We start from the raw sequence: 26,433 nt of genomic DNA, 5'->3' as shown, positions 1-26,433 counted from the left end.
TCCACCTTCGCACGGGCCACTGACAATCCGGCGGCCACCGCCCGGGACGGCGGCCGCGGACGGTCAGGAAACCGGCCGCGAATCCGCCCACATCAGCTCGAACTCCTCGCGGTAGGTGGGGAAAAGCCCACCTTCTTCCGCATGGTCCGACTTGACGACTTTGCTGCCGTTCCGCCCGTTCCGCAGGACCAGGACCGGCGCTTCCATCCCCCGGGTGCGACGCAGATAGGACTGCACGACGGCGACGCCGTCGGCGCCGTCGCCGTCGACGAGGTAGGCGGTGAAGCGGGGCGTCTCGTCGAAGACCTGGATCTCGAAGGCCCCCGGGTCGCGCAGCCGGGAGCGGACCCGGCGCATGTGCAGGATGTTGGTCTCCACGGCCCGGCCCAGCTCGCCGCGTTTGACGCCCAGTTCGCGCTCGCGCCGCTTGAGGGCGCTGGAGGCCGGGTTGAGGAACAGCAGCCGCACCCGGCCGCCCGCCTCGGCCAGGCGGACCAGCCGGCGGCCGGAGAAGTTCTGCACGAGCAGGTTGAGGCCGATGCCGATGGCGTCGAGGCGGCGGGCGCCGCCGAAGAAGTCCTCCGCCGGGAACTGGCGCAGCAGCCGGACCCGGTCCGGGTGCACGGCGACCACGTCGGCGTACCGGTCGCCGACCAGGTCCTCCACCGCGTCCACCGGCATGCGGCGGGCGGAGGGCACGTCGCCGCCCGCGCCGAGCATCTCCAGCAGCCGGGCCGCGGCCCGCTCGGCCTGGTTCAGGACCGCCTCGGACAGCGCCCGGTTGCGGGAGACGACGTTGCGGGTGACCTCCAGCTCGTCCAGGGCCAGCTCCACGTCCCGGCGGTCGTCCAGGTACGGCTCGAAGCAGGGCCAGTGCTGGACCATCAGCTCGCGCAGCTGGGGCAGGGTGAGGAAGCTGAGCACGTTGTCGTCGGCCGGGTCGAGCAGATAGCCCTTGCGGCGGCTGACCTCGCGGACGGCGACCGCGCGCTGCACCCACTCCTGGCCGGCCGGTCCGGCGGCGGCGACCACCCATTCGTCGCCGCCGTGGACCGGTTCGTAGACCGGCCGCAGTACGGCGGCCACGACGGACCTCAGCCGCTGTTCGACGAGGTTCAGCCAGATGTAGGCGCGGCCGGCCCGCTGGGCGCGGGTGCGCACCTCGTGCCAGGCGTCGGCGTCCCACTCCAGTTCCGGACCGATCGCGCCCGCGTTCATCGGCCGCGCCAGGGACACCGCACCGGCCGGGACGTCCGTGGAGCTCCCCTCGTGACCCTCGTGACCCTCGTCACCAGGGGGCAGCTCCAGCCCTCCCGAGCCCACCCGCGCACCGCCTTCCGCTCCCCCGACCTGCCCGTCTCAACGATCAAGGAAGGGTACTCCGCGAGCGGTGCGCGGTGCAGCCTGATGCACAGGCTCGTTCACCAACTGGACGCCCGTCCCCGCTCGTTCCGCGCGTCCGGCGGTGCCCGAGTGAGCGGATTCATAGCCGTGACAGGCGGCCGGACCAGGGAACCCCTGTGGTCCAGGGAAAGTCGGCCGCGGATCCTGAGTGCTTTCCTCACTTTCGGGGAGACTCGGAGCCAAGGCGCCCCCACCGGCGCCGTACACCTGAAAGAGTCGTGTCCATGCAGGTCTGGCCTGGAGAGGCGTATCCACTCGGTGCCACGTACGACGGCGCGGGCACCAACTTCGCGGTCTTCTCGGAGGCCGCCGACCGAGTAGAGCTGTGTCTGCTGCACGACGACGGTTCGGAGACGGCGGTCGAACTGCGGGAGAGCGACGCGTTCGTGCGGCACGCGTACCTGCCGGGCGTGATGCCCGGGCAGCGGTACGGCTACCGCGTGCACGGCCCGTACGCCCCGGAGCGCGGGCTGCGCTGCAACTCCGCGAAACTGCTCCTCGACCCGTACGCGCGTGCGATCAGCGGCGCGGTCCGGTGGGGCGAGGAGGTGTACGGCTACCACTTCGACGAACCGGACCGGCGCAACGACCTGGACTCGGCGCCGCACACGATGACGTCGGTCGTGGTCAACCCGTACTTCGACTGGGGCGACGACCGGCGTCCGCGCACGGAGTACCACCACACGGTGATCTACGAGGCCCATGTCAAGGGCCTGACGATGCGCCACCCGGGGCTGCCCGAGGAACTGCGCGGCACCTACGCGGCCCTGGCGCACCCGGCGATCATCGAACACCTCACCGGACTGGGCGTGACGGCGCTGGAGCTGATGCCGGTGCACCAGTTCGTCAACGACCACCGCCTGGTCGACATGGGGCTGAACAACTACTGGGGCTACAACACGATCGGCTTCTTCGCCCCGCACAACGCCTACGCCTCCTGGGGCGACCGGGGCCAGCAGGTGCTGGAGTTCAAGTCGGCGGTCAAGGCGCTGCACGAGGCCGGGATCGAGGTGATCCTGGACGTCGTCTACAACCACACCGCCGAGGGCAACCACCTGGGTCCGACGCTCTCCTTCAAGGGCATCGACAACCCGTCGTACTACCGGCTGACCGACGATCCCCGCTACTACATGGACACCACGGGCACCGGGAACTCCCTGCTCATGCGGTCCCCGCACGTCCTCCAGATGATCATGGACTCGCTGCGGTACTGGGTCACCGAGATGCACGTCGACGGGTTCCGCTTCGACCTGGCGGCCACCCTGGCGCGGCAGTTCCACGAGGTGGACCGGCTGTCGTCCTTCTTCGACCTGGTGCAGCAGGACCCGGTGGTCTCCCAGGTGAAGCTGATCGCCGAGCCGTGGGACGTGGGCGAGGGCGGCTACCAGGTGGGCAACTTCCCGCCGCTGTGGACCGAGTGGAACGGCAAGTACCGGGACACCGTGCGCGACCTGTGGCGCGGCGAGCCGCGCACCCTGGCGGAGTTCGCGTCCCGGCTGACCGGTTCCTCCGATCTCTACCAGGACGACGGCCGCCGCCCCCTCGCCTCGATCAACTTCGTGACCTGCCACGACGGTTTCACCCTGCACGACCTGGTCGCCTACAACGAGAAGCACAACCACGCCAACGGCGAGGACAACCGGGACGGCGAGAGCCACAACCGGTCCTGGAACTGCGGCGCCGAGGGCGAGACCGACGACCCGGCGGTGCGGGAGCTGCGGCAGCGGCAGATGCGGAACTTCATCGCCACGCTGCTGCTCTCCCAGGGCGTACCCATGATCAGCCACGGCGACGAGTTCGCCCGTACGCAGCGGGGCAACAACAACGCCTACTGCCAGGACAACGAGCTGGCCTGGGTGGACTGGCCCGACGAGGACCCCGATCTGCTGCGCTTCACGCGCGCGATGGTGTGGCTGCGCAAGGACCACCCGGTCTTCCGGCGCCGCCGCTTCTTCCACGGCCGGCCGGTGGAGGGCACCCACGACGACCTGTCGGACATCGCCTGGTTCACTCCCGAGGGCCGGGAGATGACCCAGCGGGACTGGAACTCGGCGCAGGCCTCGGCGCTGACGGTGTTCCTGAACGGCAACGCGATCTCGGAGCCGGGGGCCCGCGGGGAGCGCATCGGGGACGACTCGTTCCTGCTGATGTTCAACGCCTCGCCGAAGCGGCTGGACTTCGTCGTTCCGGTGGACCACGGCCGGCAGTGGGAGGTGGTGGTCGACACCGCCCTGCCGGACGGGGTGCCCGCGGACGAGGCCCGCAAAGTGCAGGCCGGGGACCGGCTCTCCCTGGTGGACCGGAGCCTGGCGGTGCTGAGGAGGCCCGTGTGAGGGACGCGTACGCCTGTGTGGGGGGCCGGTGACACGAAAGGCGGCGGGGCGGGTACGTAGCTCTGCATGACACCTGAGCGACCCGACCGGGCCCCCACGGCCACGTACCGGCTCCAGCTCCAGCCCTCGTTCCCGTTCGGGGCCGCGGCGGCGGCCGTGCCGTACCTGGCCTCGCTCGGCGTATCCCATCTGCACCTGTCCCCGGTCCTGGAGGCCGTACCGGGGTCGGCGCACGGCTACGACGTGGTCGACCACGCGCGCGTGCGCGAGGAACTCGGCGGCGAACAGGGACTGCGGGAGCTTTCGCGTACCGCGCGGGAGCACGGTCTGGGCCTGGTGGCGGACGTCGTGCCGAACCACATGGCGATGTCCCCTCGGCACAACCGCGCCCTGTGGGAGGTGCTGCGCCAGGGGCCGAGTTCGCCGTACGCGCGGTGGTTCGACATCGACTGGGAGGCGCAGGGGGGACAGGTGCTGGTCCCGGTGCTGGGCGGCCCGGTCGGCGAGGTCCTGGACCAGTTGCGGGTCGACGGTGACGTGCTGCGCTACCACGACCACGCCTTCCCGCTGCGGGAGGGCACCGCCCGCCTGCCGCTGCCGCAACTGCTGGACGCCCAGTGGTACCGCCCGGTGTGGTGGCGGCTGGCCCGGACCGAGCTGAACTACCGGCGCTTCTTCAGCATCTCCGAGCTGATCGGCGTACGCGTGGAGGACCCGGAGGTCTTCGAGGCCACGCACGCCACGGTGCTGCGGCTGCTGCACGAGGGCGTGGTGGACGGGCTGCGCGTCGACCACCCCGACGGGCTCGCCGACCCCGACGCCTACCTGGAGCGGCTGCACGAGGCGACCGGCGGCCGGTGGACGGTCGTGGAGAAGATCCTGGCCGACGGGGAACCCCTGCCGGACGCCTGGCCGGTGGCGGGGACGACCGGGTACGACGCCCTGCGGCACGTGGACGGGCTGTTCACCGACCCGGCGGGGCACGGGGAACTCGTCGCCGAGTACCGGAGGTTCGCGGCCCCGCAGACCGACCGGGGCGGTGAGTGGGCGGCGACCGTGCGGCGGGCGGCGTACAAGGTGCTCACGCACGAACTGGCCACCGAGATGAACCGGCTCACGCGCGTGGCGCACCGGTTGTGCGAGGCGTCGCCCGACCCCGCGCTGCGCGACCGCGCGCCCTGGGCGCTGCGGCTGGCCCTCCAGGAACTGCTGGTCCGCATGGAGGTCTACCGCCCCTACACTTCGACCGCCCCGGCGCGGGTCGTCACCGAGGAGGCGGCGGCCGAGGCCCGGGCGGCGTTCGCGGTGCCCGAGGAGGCCGGCGCGGTCGACGTCGTACGGGACCTGCTGCTCGGCCGGGCGGGCGACGGACCGGACGCGGTGGAGCTGCGGACGCGGTTCGCGCAGACCGCCTCGGCGCTGCGGGCCAAGTCGGTGGAGGACACGGCGTTCTACCGCTACGTGCCGCTGCTGTCGGCGAACGAGGTCGGCGGTGACCCCGGGCAGCCGGCGGTGCCGCCCGGGGAGTTCCACGCGTACTGCGCGCGCGTGCAGCGCGACTGGCCGCTGACCGGCACGGTGGTCTCCACCCACGACACCAAGCGCAGCGCCGACGTACGGGCGGCACTGGCCGTGCTGACCGAGTGTCCCGGGCGGTGGGCGGAGGTGCTGGCGCAGGCCGCGCGCGGCGTCGAGGAGGTGCCGGACGGGCAGCTCGCGTGGGCGGCCTGGCAGACGGTGTTCGGGCTGGGCGGCCCGGCGGACGGGGAGCGGGTCCGGGAGGCGCTGCTGAAGCACGTGCGCGAGGCGGGCATGTACACCAGCTGGACCGAGCAGGAGCCGCCGTACGAGGAGGCGGTGGCGCGGTTCGTCACGGCCGGGCCGTGCGGGGCGCCCGGCGAACGGGTCGCCGCCTTCCGCGACGCGCTGGAACCGCACGTCCTGGCCAACGTCCTCGGCACCGCCCTGGTGCACCTGACCATGCCCGGCGTGCCGGACCTCTACCAGGGCACCGAGCGCGAGTACCGGGCCCTGGTGGACCCGGACAACCGCCGCCCGGTCGCCTTTCCGGGCGGGGGCTCCGGGGACTCCGGGGACTCCGGGGACTCCGGGGACTCCGGGGACTCCGGGGACTCCGGTGCGAAGGAGGCGGTGACCCGGGCCGCGCTGGCGCTGCGGGTCCGGCGGCCCGGTGCCTTCGGCGGCACGGCGACGTACGAGCCGCTCACCGCCGAGGGGCCGGCGGCGGCCCACTGCACCGCGTTCGTCCGCTCCGGCGAGGTGCTGACCGCGGTGACCCGGCTGTCCCTGCGGCTGGCCGAGGCGGGCGGCTGGCGGGACACGAGCCTGCCGCTGCCGCCCGGCCGGTGGGCGGACGTGCTGACCGCCGGGCGGGAGTTCAGCGGGCACGCGCGCGTGGCGGACCTTTTCGAGCGGCTGCCGGTGGCGCTGCTGGAGCGGGTGGGGGCGGCCGGCGACTGACCCGGGCGCGGTGACCGGTGGCCCGGGCGCGGTGACCGGTGACCCGGGCGCGGTGACCGGTGACCCGGGCGCGGTGACCGGCTCACGCCCACGCGTCCGCCTACATGCAGAGGGGGACAGTCCGGGAGATCGTCACGCAGGCGTCGGGAAGGTTTCCGCGTACCGCACCGGCCGTCCCCGCCACGTGCCGCGTCCGGTTCCGTGGGGGCGGGGCGTCGCTGCGGATCCTGTCGTGATCCGTGTCATTCCCGGTGCATCGGCAGGGCGGCCTGCGACCCCCTGCCCGGCTCGTCCGGACGGTCCGGACGGGAGGCGGGGGACGGGTGCCGTCCCGCCAGGTCGAACGCGGCGAGCACCACCCGGGACTGGAATTCCGCCTGCCGCGCGACCGGCACCCAGCGCGCCGCGCAGCAGTCCCGGTAGTCGTCGCTCCACCGGTCGACGAGCCGTTCCAGCTCCGGCAGCACATCGGCCGGGTCACGCCCGGACACCGTCACCGCCTGGTGCAGCAGCCCGGCCGTGCGCAGGGCGAGCCGCCGGCCGGCGATGCGCAGGGCGGCCAGGTGCGCGGTGCTCAGCGGCGGCAGCTCACGTCCCGAACCGTCGTCCGCCTGGGGGTCCCAGGCGTCGGCGAGCCGGGGACAGACCAGGAGGTAGTCGTCGACCGGCGCCAGCAGGCGGGCGGTGTCCGCGGTGGCGGGCAGGTGCGGGCGGAGCCGGGCGACCAGGCGGTGCAGGAGCCGGGTGTCGCGGCGCAGGGTGCCGCTGACGGCGCGCAGCACCGCGTCCCGGTCGGCGGGCGGCGAGCCGTCGGCCACGGCGTCCACCGCCCACATGGGTGCCTCGACGACGGCCGTGACGGTGCCGTACCGCCGCGGGTGCGTCCAGGTCGAGTCGACGGCGGCCTCGGTGATCGCCGCGGTCAGACTGCCCCGGCGCGGCGGCGGTATCCGGTAGACGGCCGGGCCCAGCACCGGCCAGTACAGGGCGTCGTAGGAGCCCAGTTCGCGGGGTATGCCGAGGCGGACCGCGGCGTGGGCCAGGCGGCGGGCGAGGCCGGGCAGGTCGTGGGTCAGCTCGGCGAAGCCGCCGCCGACGTCGGCGCCGTGCAGGGAGCACTGGAGGAAGGGCCGCAGTTCGTCCTGGAGGGCGAGCAGGGCGCGGGTCTCGGGGAGCGCGGCGCGGTCCGCGCCGTCGGGCAGCCACTCGGGCTGTTCCATGAAGGACGGCCGGAAGAAGTGCCGCACGTAGCGGCCGAGGGTGTACGGCCCGGACAGCCAGCCCTCGTTGCGGCGCAGACCGTCGGGGTCGAGGCAGAGCAGCAGGTTCCAGGTGGCGTCGGCGCCCTCGGTGAGCCGGGCGTCGCCGAGTATCCGGGTGGCCAGGCGCAGGACGGTGGCGCCGCCGATGGGCTCGTTGGCGTGCGGTCCGGCGACGACGAGGGCCTGGCGGTCGCCGTGACCGAGGGACAGCAGCCACAGCGGCTGCCCCGCGCGGGAGGTGCCGACGCGGCGCAGCCGGGCCCGGTCGGGGTGCCGGGCGGCGAGCGCCGCGGCCCCGACGCGCAGCTCGTCGACGGTCGGGTAGCGCGGGAGGGGCGGCAGGGCACACACCTCCACGATGGGGTGCCGCCGGTTCACGGGCGTGTGCGGCGTACGCACAGTCAGTCACGAGTCGCGGGGTACGTCAACACCGCCTCGGGCGCGGGGAACGGCGCCGTGCGCGCCCGCCGCACGGCGTGATGTACGGCATGTCGTACGGCGTACGGCGTGACGTACGCGTACGGCGTGACGTACGGCATGTGGCGCACGGCGTGTAACGCAGGCCGGGGGGCGCGCTCCGGCTCAGTTCACGGAAAGGCGGAACACCATCCTGCCGAACTCGACCTGGTCGCCCTCGCGGACAACGGCGGCGCCGACGACCCGCCGCCCGTTCACGGTCGTGCCGTTGGTCGAACCGAGGTCGCGCAGCACCCACATGCCGCCCTGGCGGCTCAGTTCGGCGTGCACCCGGGAGACCGTCTCGTGGTTCAGGCGCAGCCCGCTGCCCGGGTCGCGGCCTATGCGCAGCGGATGACCGGTGACCGGGTGGGGCAGCAGCAGCTTGGGCAGCCGCTCCGCCCGCCAGGCCCGGCGCAGCCGTACGCCGAAGCCGGAGACCGCCTCCACCGAGCCGAACACCAGGCGCGCCACCCGGCCCTCCGTGTGCAGGTCGGCGGTGAGCGCGGCCAGTTCCTCGGAGCGGCGGGCGGCGAGCGCGAGCTCCATGCGGTGGACGAACGTGTCGTGCGACAGCCGCCCCATCGCGACCCCGTCGCGGAGCAACCGCAGTGCCTTGTCGCGCTCCGCGTCGGACAACCGCGCGGGGTGCGTGGGGAACTCGAAGGACGACGTCACGAAGCTGATTGTCGGTCAGCGCGCACGGGGTGTCCAGGAAATGGCGGTGCGCCGTCCGCGCGCGACCGGTTCCGACGGACGACGACGGACCGCAGGGGGGCGACAGCGGGCGGCGGTTGCGGTGGAAACGGCCTGTTCGACGGCGGATCGGCCGTCTTTGCAGGACCATGGACGGGCTACGTCACTGTGAGCAGACGAAGGGGAACCGTCCGTGCAGTTCGAGGTGTGGGCACCTGAGGCCGACCGTGTGACGCTCCACTGCGACGGGGTCGCGCGAGCGATGGAGCGCGACCCGGAGCGCGCGGGGTGGTGGCGGGGGGAGGCGCGGGCACGGGACGGCTCGCGGTACGGCTTCGCGCTGGACGACGGACCCGTGCTCCCCGACCCGCGCTCCCGGCGCCAGCCGGACGGCCCGGACGGGCTGAGCGCGGTCGTCGACCACGCGCGGTACGCGTGGCGTGCCGACTGGCCCGGGCGCGCGCTGCCCGGTGCCGTCCTGTACGAGCTGCACGTGGGCACGTACACGCGCGAGGGCACGCTCGACGCCGCCGCCGAGCGGCTGGACCACTTGGTGCGGCTCGGGGTCACCCACGTGGAGCTGATGCCGCTGTGCCCCTTCCCGGGGCGGCGCGGCTGGGGGTACGACGGTGTCGCGCCGTGGGCGGTGCACGAGCCGTACGGCGGACCCGAGGCGCTGAAACGGTTTGTCGACCGGGCCCACGGGCTGGGTCTCGGCGTCGTCCTGGACGTGGTCCACAACCACCTGGGTCCCTCCGGCAACCACCTCCCCGCCTTCGGCCCGTACTTCACCGACCGCCACCACACTCCTTGGGGCGTCGCCGTGAACCTGGACGCGCCCGGCTCGGACGAGGTCCGGGACTATTTCGTGCGGAGCGCGCTGGCGTGGCTGCGCGACTACCGGATCGACGGGCTGCGCCTGGACGCGGTGCACGCGCTGGTCGACACGCGCGCGTGCCACTTCCTGGAGGAGTTGTCGACGGCTGTGGACGCGCTGGCCGAGGAGACCGGCCGGCCGCTGTTCCTGATCGCCGAGACCGACCTCAACGACCCGCGGATCGTCACCCCGCGCGCGGCGGGCGGTCTGGGTGTGCACGCCCAGTGGAACGACGACTTCCACCACGCCCTGCACACGGCGCTGACCGGCGAGTCGCAGGGGTACTACGCCGACTTCGCGCGCGCCCCCCTCGCCGCCGTCACCAAGACGCTGACCGGCGGCTACTTCCACGACGGCACGTACTCCAGCTTCCGGGGCCGGCACCACGGGCGCCGGCTGGACCGCTCCCGGATCGCCGCGCACCGGCTGCTGGCCTACGCCCAGACCCACGACCAGGTCGGCAACCGCGCCCAGGGCGACCGCCTCGCCGCCCTCGTCTCCCCCGGGCTGCTGGCCTGCGCGGCGACGCTGACGCTGACCGGGCCGTTCACCCCGATGCTGTTCATGGGCGAGGAGTGGGCTGCGGGGACGCCCTGGCAGTACTTCACCGACCACACCGATCCTGAACTGGCGGAGGCGGTACGGCGGGGCAGGCGCCGGGAGTTCGCCGCGCACGGCTGGAAGGAGGAGGACGTTCCGGATCCGCAGGACCCGGCCACCCACGACCGCTCCTGCCTCGACTGGTCGGAGCCGGAACGTGAGCCCCACGCGCGCGTACTGGACTGGTACCGCCGGCTCATCGCCCTGCGCCGTGAACGCCCCGACCTCACCGACCCCGCCCTCACCGGCACGAAGGTCGCCTACGACGGTGACGCGCGCTGGCTCGCGTTCCGGCGCGGGGACATCCGGGTCGCCGTCAACCTCGGCGCCGAGGAGGCGGCGATCCCGCTGGGCGGCCGTCCGGCGCGAGTGCTGGCCGCGTGGGAGCCGGTCGAGGCGCCCGGGGCGGACGGGGTGCTCCGGGTGCCCGGGGAGTCGGCGGTGGTGCTGGTGCAGGAGTAGGGGGGCGACCGGCTCTCGGGGTGGGTGGTGGGTGGTTGCGCGTGGTGCCGCGTGCGGCCGGTGTCCGGGGCCTCAGGGGCTGGTGGCGTCCGTGTCCGGGGCGTCAGGGCGCGGTGGCGTCCGCGTCCGGAAAGACTCAGAGCCCGGTGGCGTCCGCGTCCGGGCCGTCGGTGGTGTCCTCGCGGAGTTCCGTGACGCGTTCCAGGAGGATCGGCTCCCAGGCGCGGTGCAGGCGGTCGGTGAGGAGCAGCGGTGGCTCGGCGGCGGGGCCGGTGAGGGCCTCGGCGCAGTGCAGGACGCCGTCGCAGCGGGCCAGCCACAGGCCGCGCAGGCAGGGACGGGCGCCGTAGCCGGCCAGGGTGGCGGCGCGGACGGCGGCGGGGGAACCCACGGCGAGCGCGAGCGAGGCGATGTCCTCGGCGGGGTCGCCGACGGCCACGCCGGTCCAGCCCAGCACACCGCGCACCCGGCCGTCGGCGCCGACCACGAGGTGATCGGCGGTGAGCCGGCGGTGGACCAGGACCGCGGCACCGGACTGGGCGGCGAGCTGCGCGGTGGCCGCCGGGGTGAGCTGGGCCAGGCGGGCGGCGTCGAACTCGCCGGCCTCGGCCAGGCGGGCGGCGGCCCGCTCGGCCGCCCGGCGCAGCGCCTCCAGCGAGCGCGGGGAGGTGCGCGGCACGCCGAGGCTCTCCGCCTGGCGGACGGGCACCTCGCGCAGCCCGCCGAGCAGCCCCGCCAGGTCGGTCTCACCGACCGCGGACACCTCGTGCTCGTCGGCCGTGCCGCCGGGCACCCTGGTGTCCAGCGTGCAGGGCAGTCCCGGCGCCCAGTCACCCCGCGCCACGCTCACCGGTACGGCCACGGGGACGTGCGGCCGGACCAGGTCCCGCAGCCGCAGCTCACGGCGCCGGCGGACGGCGGCCTCGCGGTCGGGCGCGAGCCGCAGCACATGGCGGGTGCCGACCCACCAGGCGGTTCCCGCGCCGGTGCTCGCGTCGACCGGCCGGACGTCGGGCCCGTCCGCCGGCCCGGCCCGGCCCTCACCGAGCAGGGAACGGGCCAGTGGTCGGACGGTCTCCGCGGTGGGAGTGGGTGCCTGGGTCATGGTCGCGCCGTTGTCTTCCGGAGACGTGCGGGGACGGTGGGGACGGTGGGGCCGGTGGGGCCGGTGGGGCCAGTGGGGCCGGTCAGTCCACGATGATCAGCCCCCGCTCGGTGTCGTTCAGGCGCCGGCCGCCCTCCTCCGTCACCGTCACGATGTCCTCGATGCGTACCCCGAAACGGCCGGGGAGATAGATGCCCGGTTCGACGGAGAAGCACATCCCGGGCACGAGGTGCTGCCGTTCGCCTTCGATCATGTACGGCGGTTCGTGCGTGGTGACGCCGATACCGTGCCCGGTGCGGTGGATGAAGTACGCGCCGTAACCGGCCTTCTCGATCACCGCGCGGGCGGCCCGGTCGACCTCCTGGCAGGCGACCCCGGGCCGCACCGCGCGGAACCCCGCCTCCTGCGCCTCGCGCACGGTGTCGTGGACCCGGCGTTCCTCGTCCGTGGGCGGGCCGACGTGGACCGTGCGGGAGGTGTCTGAGCCGTAGCCGCCCAGCAGGCCGCCGAAGTCGAGGACGACCATGTCGCCGTCCTCGATGATCCGCTCGCCGGCCTCGTGGTGCGGGTCGGCGCCGTTCGGCCCGGAGGCGACGATGGTGAAGTCCACCACCGTGTGCCCGTGCTCGCGGAGCAGCCTGTCGAGGTCCGCGGCCACGTCCGCCTCCCGGCGGCCTCTGAAGGGGACGTTCCGGATCTCCTCGAACGTGGCGTCGGCCGCCGCGCCGGCGGCGGCGAGCAGCTCCAGTTCCGCCGCGTCCTTGACGGCGCGCAGCATCGGCAGCGCCTCGGTGAGGGCGGCGTAGGAGGTGCCGGGCAGGGTGCGCTGGAGCCCCAGGAGGTGCATCGCCCAGGCGTTGTCGCTGACGCCGAACCGTCCCGAACCGTCCAGGAGGGCGGCGGTGACGGCGTAGGGGTCCGTGCCGTCGGTCCAGTCGCGCAGCGTCAGGGCGGGCGCGCCGGGTGCCTTCCGCGCGTCGGCGGCCTCCAGCGTCGGGACGACGAGGACGGGGTCCTGCCCGGGGGCGAGCACCAGCAGCGTGAGCCGCTCGGTGATCGCGGTGGGCGTGTAGCCGGTGAGCCAGACGAGGTCCGGTCCCGGCGCCACCAGCAGCCCCGCCAGACCGGCGTCGGCCGCTGCCCGCGCGGCGCGCTCCAGGCGCACCCGGTAGTCGCCGGCGGTGAACGGAACGGGCGTACTGCCGGTCATCCGACCTCCCTGAGCGGGTGAAGGGGCCACGGCAGCATCCTGCCCGGAGCGGAAGGGCGACGCGAGCCGGTTACGGGGTCCGCGGACCGTTCCTCCCGCACGCTGCCGCTGCGGGCCGGCAACAACTCCCAGCGCCTCTCCCCCTGCCCGGACAGCCGACCCGGCGGCGAGACCACCACGGGATCCACGGACCGCCCTCCCACACACTGCCCTTGCGGACCCGCAACGGTCCTCATCGGCCCGGCCGTCCCCTGCCGGGCAACCGGCCCGGCGGTCAGGTCACGACGCCCGGCACCACGGTCAGCTGCTGATAGCCGCCGCTCACCCGACGCACCGTCAGCTTCACCTGTACTCCGGGCCGGGCGTGGGCGACGGCGCGGGCGAGGTCGGCGGCGGAGTCGACCCGGGTCGTGCCGAAGACCAGCAGGAGGTCGCCGCGGACCAGGCCGGCCGCGTGTCCCGGGCCGGGTTCCTGGACGTCGACGACCAGGGCGCCGGGCCCGTCGGCGTCCACCGCGGCCACGCCGAGCGTCGCACCGGCGGTCGGCGGGGCGGCGGACGGCGAGGTGGCGGACGCCGAGGTGGATGGCGCGGCGGACCGGGGGTGGACCGAGGACGGGCCGCCCTGGAGGGTCGCCGCGTCCGGGCTCCCGCCCCGCTGCCGCAGCTCGGCGAACTTGCTCATGCCCGCCACCGTGGTGCCCATCGCCCCGATCCCCGCCCCGGCCAGCACCAGCACCGCCCCGGTCAGCGCACCGCACACCACGGTGACCAGCCGACGCCGACGCCGGCGCGTCGGCTGCGGGGGCCGGGCAGGGGCCTGCTCGGCACCGGCTCCGGGGTCCCGGCCCGGCATCGGCTTGGGACGCAACACTGTCTGTTCCATCGATCGCCTCCGACAGGAGCCCTACCCGGGCCCCCGTCGGGCGACGAGCCACGAACGAGTGAGACTGACCGGCGGTCAGAAGCGGTAGGCCCCGTCGTCCGGGGCCGGGGTCAGCCCGTGGCCCCCTCTCCATGACCGCCGTGGGCGCCGCCGTGGTCGAACTTCAGCGCCTCGGACGGCATCACGACGAAGGGCCGCATCATGCCCATGTCCTCGTGCTCCAGCAGATGGCAGTGGTACATGAACCGGCCGTAGGCGCCGTCGAACCTGCCCATGATCCGCAGCATCTGGTCGCCGGGCACCCGGTAGGTGTCCTTGTGGCCCAGTTCGTTGGGCGCGGGCACGATCGTCGTGCCCGCGTCGTACCGGATCGGGGTCCGGGTGCCGCCGATGGCCGGGTCGAAGCCGGAGACGTCGTAGGCGTCGCGGCCCAGAAGCTGGAAGTCGGCCAGGTGGATGTGCATGGGGTGGACGATCGGCGCCAGGTTGAGGAAACTCCACTGTTCGTGGCTGCCCTCGGCGATGGTGTAGCCGAGGGCGTCGTTGAACGTCCGGGCCGTGCGCCGGTAGGTGCGGGGCGTGGTGTCGTCCGGGCCGATGATCTGGATGACGCCCTCGGTGGGGACCTGGATGCCGCCCGGGTCCTTCACCTCCGTCATCTCCCACATCTCCGGGTGGCCGCCGGATCCCTTGGTGCCGGGCGGGGTGAGCACGACCAGCCGGTGGCCGTGGCCGATGTCGTGGGTGAGCCGCCGGAAGGAACCGGAGAGCACCTCGGGTACCTCGAAGGTGTCGGGCTCGGCGCCCTTCCCGACGCGGAACTCCATGACCGCCGGGTACCGCACGTCGCCCTCCGGGTCGGGTACGCCGGCCGGCTGGTTCGGCCCCTTGTTGACCAGGCGGAGCCTGCGGCCGGCCAGCGCGCGGAAGTCGACGAGCAGGTCGAACCGCTCGGCCGGGGCCGCGATCAGCGTCGGCAGTTCCTCGCCGAAGACCGGGACGGGACGCGGCAGCAAGCCGCCGTCGCTGCCGATCTGGTGGACGATGCCCGGCACCGGACGGTCGTCCTCGTCGATCAGGACGAGGTCGTAGATGCGGGCGTTGGACGCGTTGACCAGCCGGAACCGGTACCAGCCGTCGTCCACCTCGGCGTACGGCCAGATGCGGCCGTTGACCGTGGTGTACGGGCCGGTGAAGGGGATGGAGACCGGCTTGCCCGTCTCCGGGTTGCTCTGCTGGACGATCACCGTCTTGTGCAGCAGCCGTCCGTTGAGACGGCCGTCCTCGTCGGTGTCCAGGTTCCGGTCGGCCAGCAGCAACGGGATCTCCCGCTCGCCGCGGGGAAGGCGGAGGGCGTCCTCCTCGTCGTCACGGACGAGGTAGGTGCCGTACAGGCCCGTCATCACGTTCCACCGCGTGATGTTCATGGCGTGGTCGTGGTACCACCACTGCACCGCCTGGTGGTCGTTCGGGTATTCGGAGAGCTGGGCGTCGCCGAAGCCCACGGCGTTGTCCGCCCAGCCGTCGTTGCCGCCGCCGGTCTGGGCGCCGTGCAGATGGGTCACCGACCAGGCCGGGAGGGCCGCGACGTCCTTGTCGGGCTCCACGCCCTCGCGGCCGGGCTCGGTGGTGGCGGGCGGCCTGCCCGGGGCGCGTACCGGCACCTCGACGGAGGTGACCGGGTACTCGCTCTCCTTCGGAATGCGGTTGGTCCACGCGATGCGGACGCGCTGTCCGCGCCGCACCTCGATGGTCGGCCCCGGCACCTGTCCGTCGTACCCCCACATCAGGGTCGGCGGCAGTTGCGGGTGCAGGCGCACCCAGGCCGGGCGCAGGGCGATCTCGGTCTCGCGCAGGACGTCACCGGACGCCGGGCGCAGGACGGGCGGGACGGTCAGCGGCGCCGCGTACGGCGCCAGTTCGGTGGTCCTCTCGGCGTTTTCGCCGATTGCCGTGGTTGCGGTGATTTCGGACAAGGTCGAACACCCCCGTGTTCTGCTCTCTGTTCACCTCGTGTTGCCCGTGTACCTCACTGAGAAAGACGCCCGACGCGGTCCCGGAGTTCCCGGAAAGACCCGTTCTGCACAAAAAGATGTGGATCAGTGGAGCACGGGCACCGCCGGTGCCCGGTCCGGGAGGAAGAGGTGGCTCCGTCCGGCCAGGTACTCGGCCTTGTAACGGGGGACCTGCTGGTGCCAGTTGAGGATGCCCGCCATCCAGTTCTGCAGGTCGGTCACATAGCCGCGCATGATCTCGCGCGCTTCTTCGGAGAGCTGGAAGTCGTCGTAGACGATGGGCAGTTCGTGCGCGACCACGTGCTCGAACTGGCGCATGCGCTGGGTCATCAGGTCGTGGACGACGTGGAGCGCGGTCGGGTAGTCGATGCCGAAGAAGTTCTGCACGACCAGGATGGCGTTGTGCAGCTCGCCCTCGTACTCGATCTCCTTCTGGTACGAGAAGATGTCGTTGAGCAGGCAGGCGTAGTCCATCGCCGCGTTCTCCAGGGAGCGGACCGGGCCGCTGCGGTAGACCTCCGGCGGTACGGCGGGCCCGTGGCCGGCCCGGCACAGGCCGAGCGTGAGGTCGGAGCCGAAGGTGTCGCGCCGCATCTCCAGGTAGTCCACCGGGTCGGGGACGCGGTGGTGGATCTGGTTGGTCAGCTCCCACACCCAGGCTGCGGTCATCTTGTCGATGGCCTCCCTGAGGGGGCGCCGCTGCTGCGGGGTCATGCCGGCCGTGGTGCGGGCCCACAGGTCGATCAGCGAGCGCTCCATGGCGTTGGCGGGCGGCGGGACCGGTTCGCCGTCCAGCGGCATGCACGCCGACAGACGGGCCGTGGTCAGCCGGGCGGCGGCCAGGTCGCGGCGGTGCCCGTAGACCAGCGGGTAGTAGTCGTCGCCGTAGGTGCCGAACGCCAGCCAGCCGGAGGCCAGGTCCAGCTGGTCCTGGGTGGCGTCCGGGTCGAGGCCCGCGGCGCACAGGGGCAGGTCGCAGCTCAGCAGCTTGTCCTCGTCCCAGACGCCCTCGCTGAGCATGCCCATCCGCAGCGTCCACTCGGACAGGTGGCGCCGGGAGCCGTCCAGGGCGGGGCTGAGCGTGAGCGGGAAGGGCATGTAGATGTCGGGGATGCGGGACGGGCCGACCCGCTGGAACGGCACGTGCGTGTGGGGCCGCATGCGCTCGGCCCCGGCGGAGGCGAGCAGGGCGGCGACGTCGGCGGCTGAGGTGCCGGGGCCGCTCGGGGACTCCCAGGGCGCGGTGGTGGCCCGGGCGTTCTCGTTCATGTAGCGGCTGGAGCGCATGTGCCACTCGTGGCCACCGGACTGCCAGTCCTGGAGTCCCTTGGCGTAGGCGGCGACGGCGGCGACCTCGGGCGGGGTGAGGCCCTGTTCCAGGGCCACCGCCGGGACTTCCGTGAACGCGGTGTGCTCGAACTGGTGCAGCCGGGAGGTGAGGACGTCGTTGACGATGTCGGCGGCCTCCTGGGTGGTGCAGCCGAAGAAGGTCTCCAGGACCAGGACGCCGTTGCTCAGCTCGCCCTCGTCCTCGACCTCGCGCTGGTAGGAGAAGAGGTCGTTGCGCAGGTGGACGCCGTCGGAGAAGGTCTCCATCAGCACCCGGAGCGGCCTGGTCCCGGCGACCGCGGGCGGCACCTCGGCGGTGGCGTACTCCACCAGCCCGGCCGACCAGGGGGCGCCGCCCACCTTGCGGCGCATCTCGATGTACTCGACGGGGTTGGCGATCCGCCCCTCGTTGATGTTGGACAGCTCCCACAGCGACTCGTTCAGCAGGTGCTCGGTGGCGACGGCGAAGCGGCGGCGCCAGTCGGCCGACATCGCCGGCACCGTGCGCCGCCACAGGTCGACGAGGCCGGCCTCGACCGGGTTCTCCGGCTCGGGGACCTCGGCGGCGAGGTCGAGCGGCATGAACAGCGGGAGCCGGTCCAGGTGTGCCTTGCCGGCGACGCGGTCCTGGGTGCGCTTGTACTTCTCCAGGAAGTGGTCGTCGAAGAAGAACACCCACACGTACCAGTCGGTGATCAGGGAGAGGGCGGGTCCGTCGCAGTCGGGGTGCGTGTAGGCGCAGAGCAGGCCGTAGTCATGGGCTTCCAGGTCGGCCTGGTCCCAGACTCCGGAGCCTTCCAGCATGCCCATGTCGCGCGCCCACCGCGTCGAGTGGGCGCGCGCCTCGTCGACGTGGCGGTTCAGCCGTGCGGGATGCGGCAGGTAGAAGTGCGGGAGTTCGAAGGGCTGCTGCGTCATGGCCGGGCCCTACCCACGGCCTTTCGGGGGCATCCTCGGGGTGACACATGATCACACCATCGCGTGAATCACGGCGGATCACGGAACTCCGGCCGGTCCCTGTCCAGTAGTGACGGTCGACACCTGGATCAGCGCACGCGTCCCGCTCGTGCGCCACCGTTGCCCCTCCGCGGCGACGAGCGCGGCCTCCGTCGCGGGGGCCAGGCCGCTGATCACGTCGGACTTCAGGGTGCGCAGCGCGGCCACCGGGCCGGGGAAGTACGCGGTGACGTCGGCGAACGGCGTGGTCGGCGGCCACCGCCGGTCGCCGACCAGCCGCCGGTAGTTCAGGTCGCCCTTGAAGACGGTGAGCGTCGCGGCGGCGAACTCGGCGCGCAGGTCGTCGGGCATGTCGGAGTAGGGCAGCGGGGCGCAGGAGAAGGGGTGGGCGCGGACGGTGAGGCGGCCGTCGGTCAGCGCGTCCCACAGCCGGCGTCCGTACCCGGCGGCGGCGCCCTGCGCGCCGGTCAGCCGCCGTACCGCGGCCAGCACGTCGGCGGGCGTGGCGTCGGAGACGTAGTACGGGTACGGCTTCACGTGGAGCACCGCGCGCGTGACATGGCCGTGGGTGAGGAGGTGGTCGATGAGGAGCAGGTCGGGGACGAGTTCGCGGCCGGCGTTGTCGGCGACCAGGCACAAGGTGCCCGTGCCGCCCGCTGCGGAGGCACCGCCCGCTCCGGAGGCGGAGGGCGGCAGCAGGGCCCACAGGCGCGCGCTGTCGTCGGCGACCAGGGGCGGGGCGTCGGCGCCGGCCCCGGTCGCCGGGGCGGAGAGGCGGAAGCCCAGGTCGGCGCGGTTGCCCCAGAGGGAGCCGTGCAGCAGGGCGTCCGCCCGCCGCTGTGCCGGGAGCCCGGTGAGGCCGTCGAGCGCGGCGAGTTCCTCGTCCGTCTCCGGGGCGCCGAGTTCGGCCAGCTTGACCGGGCGGAAGGGGTCGACGCCGCGCCAGGGACCGGGGCCGAACCAGCCGGTCGCGTCGAGGAGCCGGCGGTAGAAGTAGCTCTCGGACCACAGCCACGGCACCTGGAACCAGGAACGGCCGGTGTACTCGCGCAGCCCCCAGGCCGCCCACCGGTCGTGGTCGTCGGCGTCGGTGCCGGTGTCCGGGGGTTCGATGCCGCCCCGCAGGCAGTTGTCCAGCAGGGCGTCGAGCGCGCGGCGGCGGTCGGGGCCGAAGGGGAGGTTCTCCCGCACCTGCCGGATGATCGCGGGGTGCCGCTCGGCCAGCACGGAGTGCGGGAAGGAGCCGGGTTCGTCGGCGAGCAGCACGGGGGGCGGGGCGGACTGCGGGCCGGACGGCGACGGCGAAGGCGACGGCGAAGGCGAAGGGGTGTCGGGCATGCGGCTCACCGTAGCGCGGCGGTCACAGGGGGCTCGGCTCCCGCTCCAGACGTACCGCGAGGCGGGCGTAATGGGGACGGCGGGTCACCGGCACCAGCGCCCGGATCAGCAGGCGCCACATCTCGGCGACCCGGCGGGGCTGGCGTGCGACGGGTTCCAGGGTGCGGCCCACGACGCGGGTGCCGACGAAGGAGCAGACGAAGCTGTGGGCTACGGCCTCGACATCGATGTCCGGGTGGAGGTCGGACTCCTCGACCGCGCCGACCAGCCGGGTGGAGGCCAGCTCCAGCCACTCGGTGAAGGGGTGCCGCAGGGGCGGGCGCACCGGCACGCCCGCGGTGGCGAGCCGCAGTCCGGCCCGCAGCACCGGGCCCTCGACGGAGAGCCGGGTGACGCCGAAGGTCAGCCGCATCAGGGCTTCCAGGGAGGAGTAGCCCCGGCCGTCCATCTCCCGGGCCATCCGGCGCGAGGTCCTGGACTGTAACTCCATGATGGCCTGGGCGAGGTCGTCCTTGGCCGCGAAGTGGAAGTACAGCGCGCCTTTGGTCACGCGCGCGTGCTGCACGATGTCGCTCAGGCTGGTCGACTCGTAGCCCTGGCGGTCGAACAGGTCGGCGGCGGCCGCGATGATCGTCGCGCGGGTCTGCTCGGCGCGTAACTGCCTCGCCATCGGTGGAACACTCCTGGGCTGGAACCGAACGGGCCATGCCGTGTGTTCTGACCCGCAGCAGACAATAACTCACCCTGTCATCAGCCCGTTTGACGAGGTCGCGGGCCGGCCGGTGCCCCGGGGACGGACCCCGGCGCCGCCGGCCGGCCCGCACGCGCGCGTGCCGCGTGACCGTGCTCGGACGGGTCGGGTCAGTTGACGAAGACCGTCCCGCCGCCGGACGTCGTCACCGGGGCGTAGTCGGCCGTGAAGTAGCCGTTGGCGAAGCAGAGCGCCGAGCCGGAGACCTTGGTGAAGTGCTGGTCGTTGAAGTGGATGCCGTTGTCGTCGTTGCTCGCGGTGCCGGACAGGGAGGGTGCCTCGTAGACGCAGTTGATGGTGCCCAGCAGGGTGCGCAGGGCGACCGTGGCCCGGATGGTGGAGCCGCTCGGCGGGGTCACGGTGAGGGCGCCGTCGGAGGCGACGGTGGCGGTGTAGGGCAGGTTGCCGAGGCTGATCTGGTTGACGCCGAGCACACCGGTGACGTTGGTGGTGCAGCTGGCGGCGGCGAAGGTGTGGGCGGTGACCGACTCGGTGGCCGTGCCGGGGGCGGCCGGGTTGCCGGTGACGGTGGCGGCGAACTGCGAGGACGTGCAGGAGAGGCCGGATGTGCCGGTGGCGCTGGAGTAGAAGGTGGCGTTGGTGCCGCTCGCCAGCGGGGCGGTGAGGGTCTCCCCCACCGCGACGGCCGTACCGCCGACGGAACCGGTGGTGAGCACGGAGGCCGCGGCCGCGCCGGTGGTGTCGGCGGCGACGGCGGTGAAGGCTGTGGGAACGGACAGCGCGGCGACGGCCGCGGTGAGGGCCAGGAGGGTGCGCGTACGCATGCGGGTACCTCTTCTCCGGATCGGGGGAACGTCGTGACCTGGGTGGGGAGGTGCGGTGGTGCGTCGTGCGGTGGCGCATGGTGCGGTGGCGTTGGTGCATCGCGCGGTGGCGCATGGTGCGGTGGCGCTGGTGCATCGCGCGGTGGCGCGTCGTGCGGTGGTGCGTCGTGCGTCGTGCCGGGACCGTCCGCGAGAGCACGTGCCGGAGAGCGCGCCGGTGCGTGTGCCGGTGCGCGTGGTGGAGCGGGTGCCGAGCACGTGCCGGGGCGCGTGGAGCGGGACGGCGGGACGCGCGTGGAGCGTCCCGCCGCCGTCATCGGTCCGTGACGCCTTCTCCGTACGCGACGGACCGAGAGGCGGGCGACCGCGCCGCGCCACGGGGGGCGGGGCGGGCCGCTCGTGCGGGAGCAACCGCGGCGGCACGGCGGGGCGTGGGGCGGTGCCTCGCGATGAGCCGGGCTGCCCGGGAACGCGGACGGGTGCCGCGGGAACGGATCCGGCGCCACGGATCCGGGAAACAGGGGAAGTTCTAGAACCGACGAGTAGCCAACGTCAATACACCGTGCACGAGTTGACGTCCGGAACGGCGGTTTGGCCGGAACCGGTGAGGGCCGGCGGCACTGGCGGGCACACAACCCCCACTCTTTACCCACAACGTGCTTGACCGCCGGACGTAACCACCGGTAACTTCCCGATCGGTTACTGGTGCGTAACCCGAAAATCCGCACGACCGCCGGGAGTTGGGCGGAGGATCTCGCACCAGCGCTGTCCGCGCCAGGACAACGTGCCGTCTCAGCCCGATCCGCATCGACTATGCCTCTGGAGCAGACATGGCCCCGTCCTCGGAAGCCACCCCGACCGCCGACCAGACCCCCGACAGTCCGGTCCCGAGACGCGGCCGGGTCCGGCTGCGCCGGGCCGCGGTGATGGCGGTGCCGGCCGCCGCGGTCACCGCCACGCTGGCCGTTCTCACCGCCCAGGGCGCGCTGGGGGTGCAGTTCGCCATCTCCGGCATGCCCTTCACCGTCACCGCCACGGAGCTGGACGGCACCGGCTTCGCCCAGTTCGGGGGCCTCGACCACATGGCCGAGGGCAGCCCGAACGCCGGGGACACCGGCGGTGAGGTGCTGGTCGTCACCTCCGTGATCAGGGACGCGAAGCTCACCAAGCTGTGTCAGAGCGTCGACCTCGGCGGCACCAACCTGCTGATCACGGCGGGCGACAGCGGCACCCGGGTGTCCGCGAGCGACCTGACCACCGACTCCACGTTCCTGTCGGGCGACGCCTCGTTCAACAACATCGAGATCGGCAACGACGCCAGCACCCTGGACAAGGCCGGGCCCAAGGGACGCGGTCCGATCGGCGTGTTCAGCCAGCAGGCCGACACCGTGCACATCGACAAACTGCGCCAGACCAACTACGCCACCACCGCAGCCGTGTTCAAGCTGCCCGGCCTGAAGCTGCGGTTCAGCGAGTCGGGCTGCTGATGACGGACGACCGGCGTACGGGAGCACGGGCCGCCTTCCGCCGCTGGCGGTCCCGGCGTCCCTTCTGGGGCGGGCTGCTGCTCCTGCTGGGCGGGGCGGAGGTGTGGTTCACCATGAAGGCGTCGCTGAAGGTGGTGCTGCACATCGGCCCGCAGGGCGTGGCGGGTTACCTGCTCCCGACGGTGATGCTGCTGTGCGGGCTGCTGCTCCTCGTCAATCCGGCCCAGCGCCTCTTCTACTCGATCATCGGCGTCCTGGTCTCCCTGGGCACGTGGCTCACCTCGAACCTCGGCGGGTTCGTCATCGGGCTGCTGCTCGGAGTCGTCGGGAGCTGTCTCGCCTTCGGCTGGCTGCCCGACCAGGAACCGCGCCGCCGGCGCCGCCGGAAGCGGGCCGTCCGGTCCGAGGCCGTCCCGCACCCCTTCGAGCGGGGGGCGGGCGAGACGGCCTGAGCCGGTCCGCAGCGGTCCGAGCCCGTCCGCGGCGGTCCGAGCCCGTCCGAGCCCGTCCGAGCCGGTCCGCGGCGACGGGATCCCGAGGCGTTCCTCGCCGACGGAATCCCGCGCCGTTCCGGCCGACGGGGCCCGCTCAGACCACACCGTTGCGGCTGACGCGGCCCCTTCAGGCCCCGTCGGCCGACGAGCGGGCGGCGAGCGGGCGGCGAGCGGGCAGCAAGCAGACGGCGACCGGTCGGCGTCCGAATGGTCACGATGCGGTAGTGACAAGCCCCAGCGCATCGTTGGTCACTTGACTACCGGTGGTCACACGCGATTGGCTCCGGCCAGCGAGACACACCCAGTTGGCGCACAGGTCGTCCCACGACGGTGGCCCCTCGCCCTGTTCCTCCTGCTCGGCCGCTCAGCGAGGTGCCCCACCCCCATGAACACTTCTCCCCCGCCGTTCGCTCCGTCCGCGCGGGCGCGTCTCGCCGCCCTGACGGCCGCGGTCTGCCTGCTCGCGGCGGGCTGCTCCGGCACCGGTGCGGACGACGAGACCGCCTCGCACAGCGCCGGGACGGGCATCGGCCGGACGAGGATCGCCCTGATCACCCACGGCGACGAGGGCGACGCCTTCTGGGACCTGGTGCGCAAGGGCGCCGAGGCGGCGGCGGCCAAGGACGGCATCGACCTGACGTACGCCGGCGACGCCGACACGGCGGGCCAGGCCGAACTGGTCCGGGACGCGATCGGCGACCGGGTCGACGGCATCGCCGTGACCCTGGCCAAGCCGGGGGCGATGAAGGGCCCGGTCACCGAGGCGCGGAAGGCCGGCATACCCGTCGTCGGGCTCAACTCCGGAATGGACGCCTGGCGTTCCGCGGGCGTGCTGTCGTACTTCGGGCAGGACGAGGGCGTGGCCGGCCGCTCCGTCGGCGACAAGCTCGACGCCCTCGAGGCCGAGCACACCCTGTGCGTCATCCACGAACGGGGCAACGTCGCGCTGGAGGCCCGCTGCGCCGGGGTGAAGAAGACCTTCGGCGGCCTGACCGAGATGCTCTACGTCGAGGGCACGGACATGGAGGCGGTGCGGGACGCCGTCGCCGCCCGGCTGCGGCAGGACACCCGCATCGACGAGGTCGTCATGAACGGCGCGCGGTACGCCCTGACCGCCGTCAAGTCGGTCCGCGACGCGGGCAGCAGCGCCAAGGTCTCCACCTTCGACCTCGACAAGGACCTGGTCGCCGCCGTCAAGCGCGGGGACGTGCAGTTCGCGGTCGACCAGCAGCCCTACCTCCAGGGCTATCTCGCGGTGGACGCGCTCTGGCTGTACCGCACCAACGGCAACGTCAGCGGCGGCGGCACCGAGCCCGTGCTCACCGGGCCCGCGTTCGTCACCAAGGCCAACGCGGACGCGGTCGGGCGCTTCGCCGCGAACGGCACCCGGTGAACCGCCCGTGAACCACCGTGTGAGCCACCGCGTGAGCCGCCCTGTGGTCCGCTCCTCGCCCCTCGCGTCCGCTCCCCGCCGCCCGCTCTCCCCGATCGCCTAGGACGACGATGTCTGCACGGACAGGTGCCCCGCGCCGCCTCGGCCGCCTCGGCTCCATACGTCTCTCCCTCATCCTCCTGGCGCTCGTCCCGAGCGTCACGCTGGCCGTGATGTGGGGCGTGACGACGAACCGGATGCTCTCCGAGGGACTGGAGCTGCGGTCGCAGACCCGGCTGAGCCAGGCCACCGGGGCGATGGGCACCGAGGCCGCCCTCGCCCTCCAGCGCGAGCGCGGCGTCTCGGCGGCCTGGCTGGCCACACCCGGCGGCTCCCGGGCGGAACTGGAGGCGCGGCGCAAGGAGACGGACGCCGCGGTGGCCGAGCTGGTCGGGCAGACCGACACCATCCGGCAGGCGTCCGCCCGTGTCTCGGAGCGGCTGTACGCGGTGCTCGGCTCGCTGGGCAGCCTGGAGTACTACCGCGACCAGGTCGACGACCCCACCGACATCACCCCCGAGCAGGCGCTCGACCAGTACTCCTCGATCGTCGACGAGCAGATACACGCCTTCCAGGAGCTGTCCCAGGTCGACGACGGCGACCTCACCTCCCAGGCCGGCCCGCTGGTCGCGCTGGAGCACGCGGCGGAACTGACCTCCCAGGAGGACGCCCTGCTCACCCTGGCCTGGCCCTCCGGGCAGCTCGACGAGGCGGAGTGGGCGGCGTTCTCCGAGGCGGTGCACACCCGTCGCTGGCTGGTCCGGGACCAGATCACGTCCTCGCTGCGCGGCTCGGCGAAGGCGCAGGTCGAGGCCATCCTGGCCGGCGACGCGTGGAAGACCGTGGAGGCGGTCGAGGACCAGGTCCTCGCGGCCCGTTCCGCCGACGGCGAGGACACGATCCGGCTGCCGGACGCGCGCGAGCGGTGGACCGCCGCCTTCGACGAGGTCTCCCTGCGGTACGCGGCGCTGATCCAGGGGCAGACGACGGGACTGCTCGACCGCAGCGCCGAGGAGGCGCGCGGGCTGCTGTTCACGGCGGGCTGGCTGAGCGCGGGCGGGCTGCTCGCCCTGCTGCTGTGCGTGGTGGTCTCCTGGCGGATCACCCGCTCGCTGTCCCGGCGGCTCACCGGTCTGCGGCGGGCCACCCTGAGCCTGGCCGAGGAGCGGCTGCCCGATGTGGTGGCCCGGCTGGAGCGCGGTGAGACGGTCGACGTGGAGTCGGCGACCCCGCCGCTGGACTACGGACGGGACGAACTCGGCCAGGTCGCCCAGGCGTTCAACGCCGCGCAGCGCACCGCCGTGCACACCGCCGTGGAACTCGCCGACACCCGGCGCGGCTTCCAGAAGGTGATCCTCGGCATCGCCCGGCAGAGCCAGAACCTGGTCAACATGCAGCTCGGCAAGCTCGACGCGCTGGAGCGCCGGCACACCGACCCGGAGGTCCTCAAGGGACTGTACGAACTGGACTCCGTGGCCAGTCAGTTGCGCCGCTACGAGGAGAACCTCGTCATCATCAGCGGTGAGCAGCCGCGGCGCAGCTGGCGGGAGCCGGTCGCGCTGATCGACATCCTGCGCGGCGCGGTCGGCGAGGTCGCCGAGTACCAGCGGGTGGAGGTGTCCACCGAGTACACCGAGGGGAGCGACGAGGAGGTGTACCTGGCGCCGCCCGCGGTCGCCGACGTGATCCATCTGCTGGCCGAGCTGATCGACAACGCCACCGCCTACTCGCCGGCGCCCGCTCCGGTCGGGGTGCGGGCGTCGATGGTGGCCAAGGGTCTGGCCGTCGAGATCGAGGACCGGGGGCTGGGGCTGTCCGAGGAGGACTACGCCTCGTTCAACGAGCAGCTGTCGGTGGAGCCGCAGTTCGACGTGGTGGCCCTCGCCGGCGACCTGCGGCTCGGCATGTTCGTCGTCGCCCGGCTCGCCCACCGGCACGGCATCACGGTCACCCTGCGCCCGTCGCCGTACGGCGGCACGACGGCGATCGTGCTGGTGCCGCACGAGATAGTGGTGCGGGAACTGCCCGCCACCCCCGCCGGCCTCACCCCGTCCGCCACCCCCGCCGGCCTCA

General features: G+C 73.2%; 18 protein-coding genes. 7 read left to right on the top strand and 11 right to left on the bottom strand.

Going from position 1 to position 26,433, the window contains the following annotated elements:
* Positions 1–63: 63 nt before the first annotated feature.
* Positions 64–1,323 (bottom strand): SAV2148 family HEPN domain-containing protein, encoded by a 1,260-nt coding sequence (locus tag J7I94_RS02355; protein WP_215164763.1) that lies wholly within the window; start codon positions 1,321–1,323, stop codon positions 64–66.
* 305 nt (positions 1,324–1,628) lie between these two features.
* Here J7I94_RS02355 and glgX point away from each other — a divergent pair, with 305 nt between their 5' ends.
* Both glgX and treY read left to right on the top strand, forming a co-directional pair.
* Entirely contained in the window at positions 1,629–3,737 is a 2,109-nt protein-coding gene (gene glgX, locus J7I94_RS02350) for a glycogen debranching protein GlgX (protein ID WP_215164762.1), read from the top strand.
* 66 nt (positions 3,738–3,803) lie between these two features.
* The gene (treY, locus tag J7I94_RS02345) at positions 3,804–6,218 is read left to right on the top strand and encodes a malto-oligosyltrehalose synthase (protein WP_215164761.1); all 2,415 of its coding nucleotides are present in this window, start codon (positions 3,804–3,806) and stop codon (positions 6,216–6,218) included.
* A 242-nt stretch (positions 6,219–6,460) separates the two neighbouring features.
* Here the strand turns inward: treY and J7I94_RS02340 are convergent, their stop codons facing one another.
* Together J7I94_RS02340 and J7I94_RS02335 are read right to left on the bottom strand one after the other, a co-directional pair.
* Positions 6,461–7,837, bottom strand: a complete 1,377-nt coding sequence (locus tag J7I94_RS02340) for a M14 family zinc carboxypeptidase (protein ID WP_215164795.1) — start codon at positions 7,835–7,837, stop codon at positions 6,461–6,463.
* 225 nt (positions 7,838–8,062) lie between these two features.
* On the bottom strand, positions 8,063–8,614 hold the full coding sequence (locus J7I94_RS02335; RefSeq protein WP_215164760.1) for a DUF1707 and FHA domain-containing protein: 552 nt from the start codon (positions 8,612–8,614) through the stop codon (positions 8,063–8,065).
* A 211-nt stretch (positions 8,615–8,825) separates the two neighbouring features.
* On the opposite strand from J7I94_RS02335, the gene treZ reads away from it, so the two are divergent.
* Positions 8,826–10,571, top strand: a complete 1,746-nt coding sequence (treZ, locus tag J7I94_RS02330) for a malto-oligosyltrehalose trehalohydrolase (RefSeq protein WP_215164759.1) — start codon at positions 8,826–8,828, stop codon at positions 10,569–10,571.
* Between the two features lie 136 nt (positions 10,572–10,707).
* On the opposite strand, the gene J7I94_RS02325 is transcribed toward treZ, so the two are convergent.
* The 8 genes from J7I94_RS02325 to J7I94_RS02290 form a co-directional block, all read right to left on the bottom strand.
* Positions 10,708–11,676, bottom strand: coding sequence for an aminoglycoside phosphotransferase family protein (locus tag J7I94_RS02325; RefSeq protein WP_215164758.1), 969 nt, complete (start codon positions 11,674–11,676; stop codon positions 10,708–10,710).
* Between the two features lie 82 nt (positions 11,677–11,758).
* Positions 11,759–12,886 carry an aminopeptidase P family protein gene (locus J7I94_RS02320; protein ID WP_215164757.1) on the bottom strand — a complete coding sequence of 376 codons (1,128 nt, stop codon included), beginning with the start codon at positions 12,884–12,886 and terminating at the stop codon, positions 11,759–11,761.
* A 274-nt stretch (positions 12,887–13,160) separates the two neighbouring features.
* The gene (locus J7I94_RS02315; RefSeq protein ID WP_215164756.1) at positions 13,161–13,772 is read right to left on the bottom strand and encodes a PDZ domain-containing protein; all 612 of its coding nucleotides are present in this window, start codon (positions 13,770–13,772) and stop codon (positions 13,161–13,163) included.
* 110 nt (positions 13,773–13,882) lie between these two features.
* Positions 13,883–15,748, bottom strand: coding sequence for an O-aminophenol oxidase PhsA (phsA, locus tag J7I94_RS02310; RefSeq protein WP_215164755.1), 1,866 nt, complete (start codon positions 15,746–15,748; stop codon positions 13,883–13,885).
* Between the two features lie 123 nt (positions 15,749–15,871).
* On the bottom strand, positions 15,872–18,034 hold the full coding sequence (gene cyc2 / locus J7I94_RS02305; RefSeq protein WP_215164754.1) for a germacradienol/geosmin synthase Cyc2: 2,163 nt from the start codon (positions 18,032–18,034) through the stop codon (positions 15,872–15,874).
* Between the two features lie 78 nt (positions 18,035–18,112).
* The gene (locus J7I94_RS02300; RefSeq protein WP_215164753.1) at positions 18,113–19,411 is read right to left on the bottom strand and encodes a damage-control phosphatase ARMT1 family protein; all 1,299 of its coding nucleotides are present in this window, start codon (positions 19,409–19,411) and stop codon (positions 18,113–18,115) included.
* A gap of 22 nt (positions 19,412–19,433) precedes the next feature.
* On the bottom strand, positions 19,434–20,081 hold the full coding sequence (locus J7I94_RS02295; RefSeq protein ID WP_215164752.1) for a ScbR family autoregulator-binding transcription factor: 648 nt from the start codon (positions 20,079–20,081) through the stop codon (positions 19,434–19,436).
* Positions 20,082–20,272: 191 nt separating this feature from the next.
* The gene (locus J7I94_RS02290; RefSeq protein WP_215164751.1) at positions 20,273–20,947 is read right to left on the bottom strand and encodes a Tat pathway signal sequence domain protein; all 675 of its coding nucleotides are present in this window, start codon (positions 20,945–20,947) and stop codon (positions 20,273–20,275) included.
* An 830-nt stretch (positions 20,948–21,777) separates the two neighbouring features.
* Between J7I94_RS02290 and J7I94_RS02285 the strand changes: the two genes are divergently transcribed.
* The 4 genes from J7I94_RS02285 to J7I94_RS02270 form a co-directional block, all read left to right on the top strand.
* Positions 21,778–22,434, top strand: coding sequence for a DUF6230 family protein (locus J7I94_RS02285; protein ID WP_215164750.1), 657 nt, complete (start codon positions 21,778–21,780; stop codon positions 22,432–22,434).
* A complete protein-coding gene (locus J7I94_RS02280; protein WP_215164749.1) occupies positions 22,434–22,886 on the top strand; it encodes a DUF6114 domain-containing protein in 453 nt (150 codons plus the stop codon). Before J7I94_RS02285 ends, J7I94_RS02280 begins: the two co-directional genes overlap by 1 nt.
* Before the next feature lie 427 nt (positions 22,887–23,313).
* The gene (locus J7I94_RS02275; RefSeq protein WP_215164748.1) at positions 23,314–24,321 is read left to right on the top strand and encodes a substrate-binding domain-containing protein; all 1,008 of its coding nucleotides are present in this window, start codon (positions 23,314–23,316) and stop codon (positions 24,319–24,321) included.
* Between the two features lie 110 nt (positions 24,322–24,431).
* Positions 24,432–26,433: nitrate- and nitrite sensing domain-containing protein (locus tag J7I94_RS02270; protein ID WP_215164747.1), on the top strand; the 2,002-nt coding region annotated here is incomplete at its 3' end.

Source organism: Streptomyces sp. ISL-12 (genome assembly GCF_018614415.1).
GTDB lineage: Bacteria > Actinomycetota > Actinomycetes > Streptomycetales > Streptomycetaceae > Streptomyces.
This window is presented reverse-complemented; position numbering and strand designations above follow the sequence as displayed.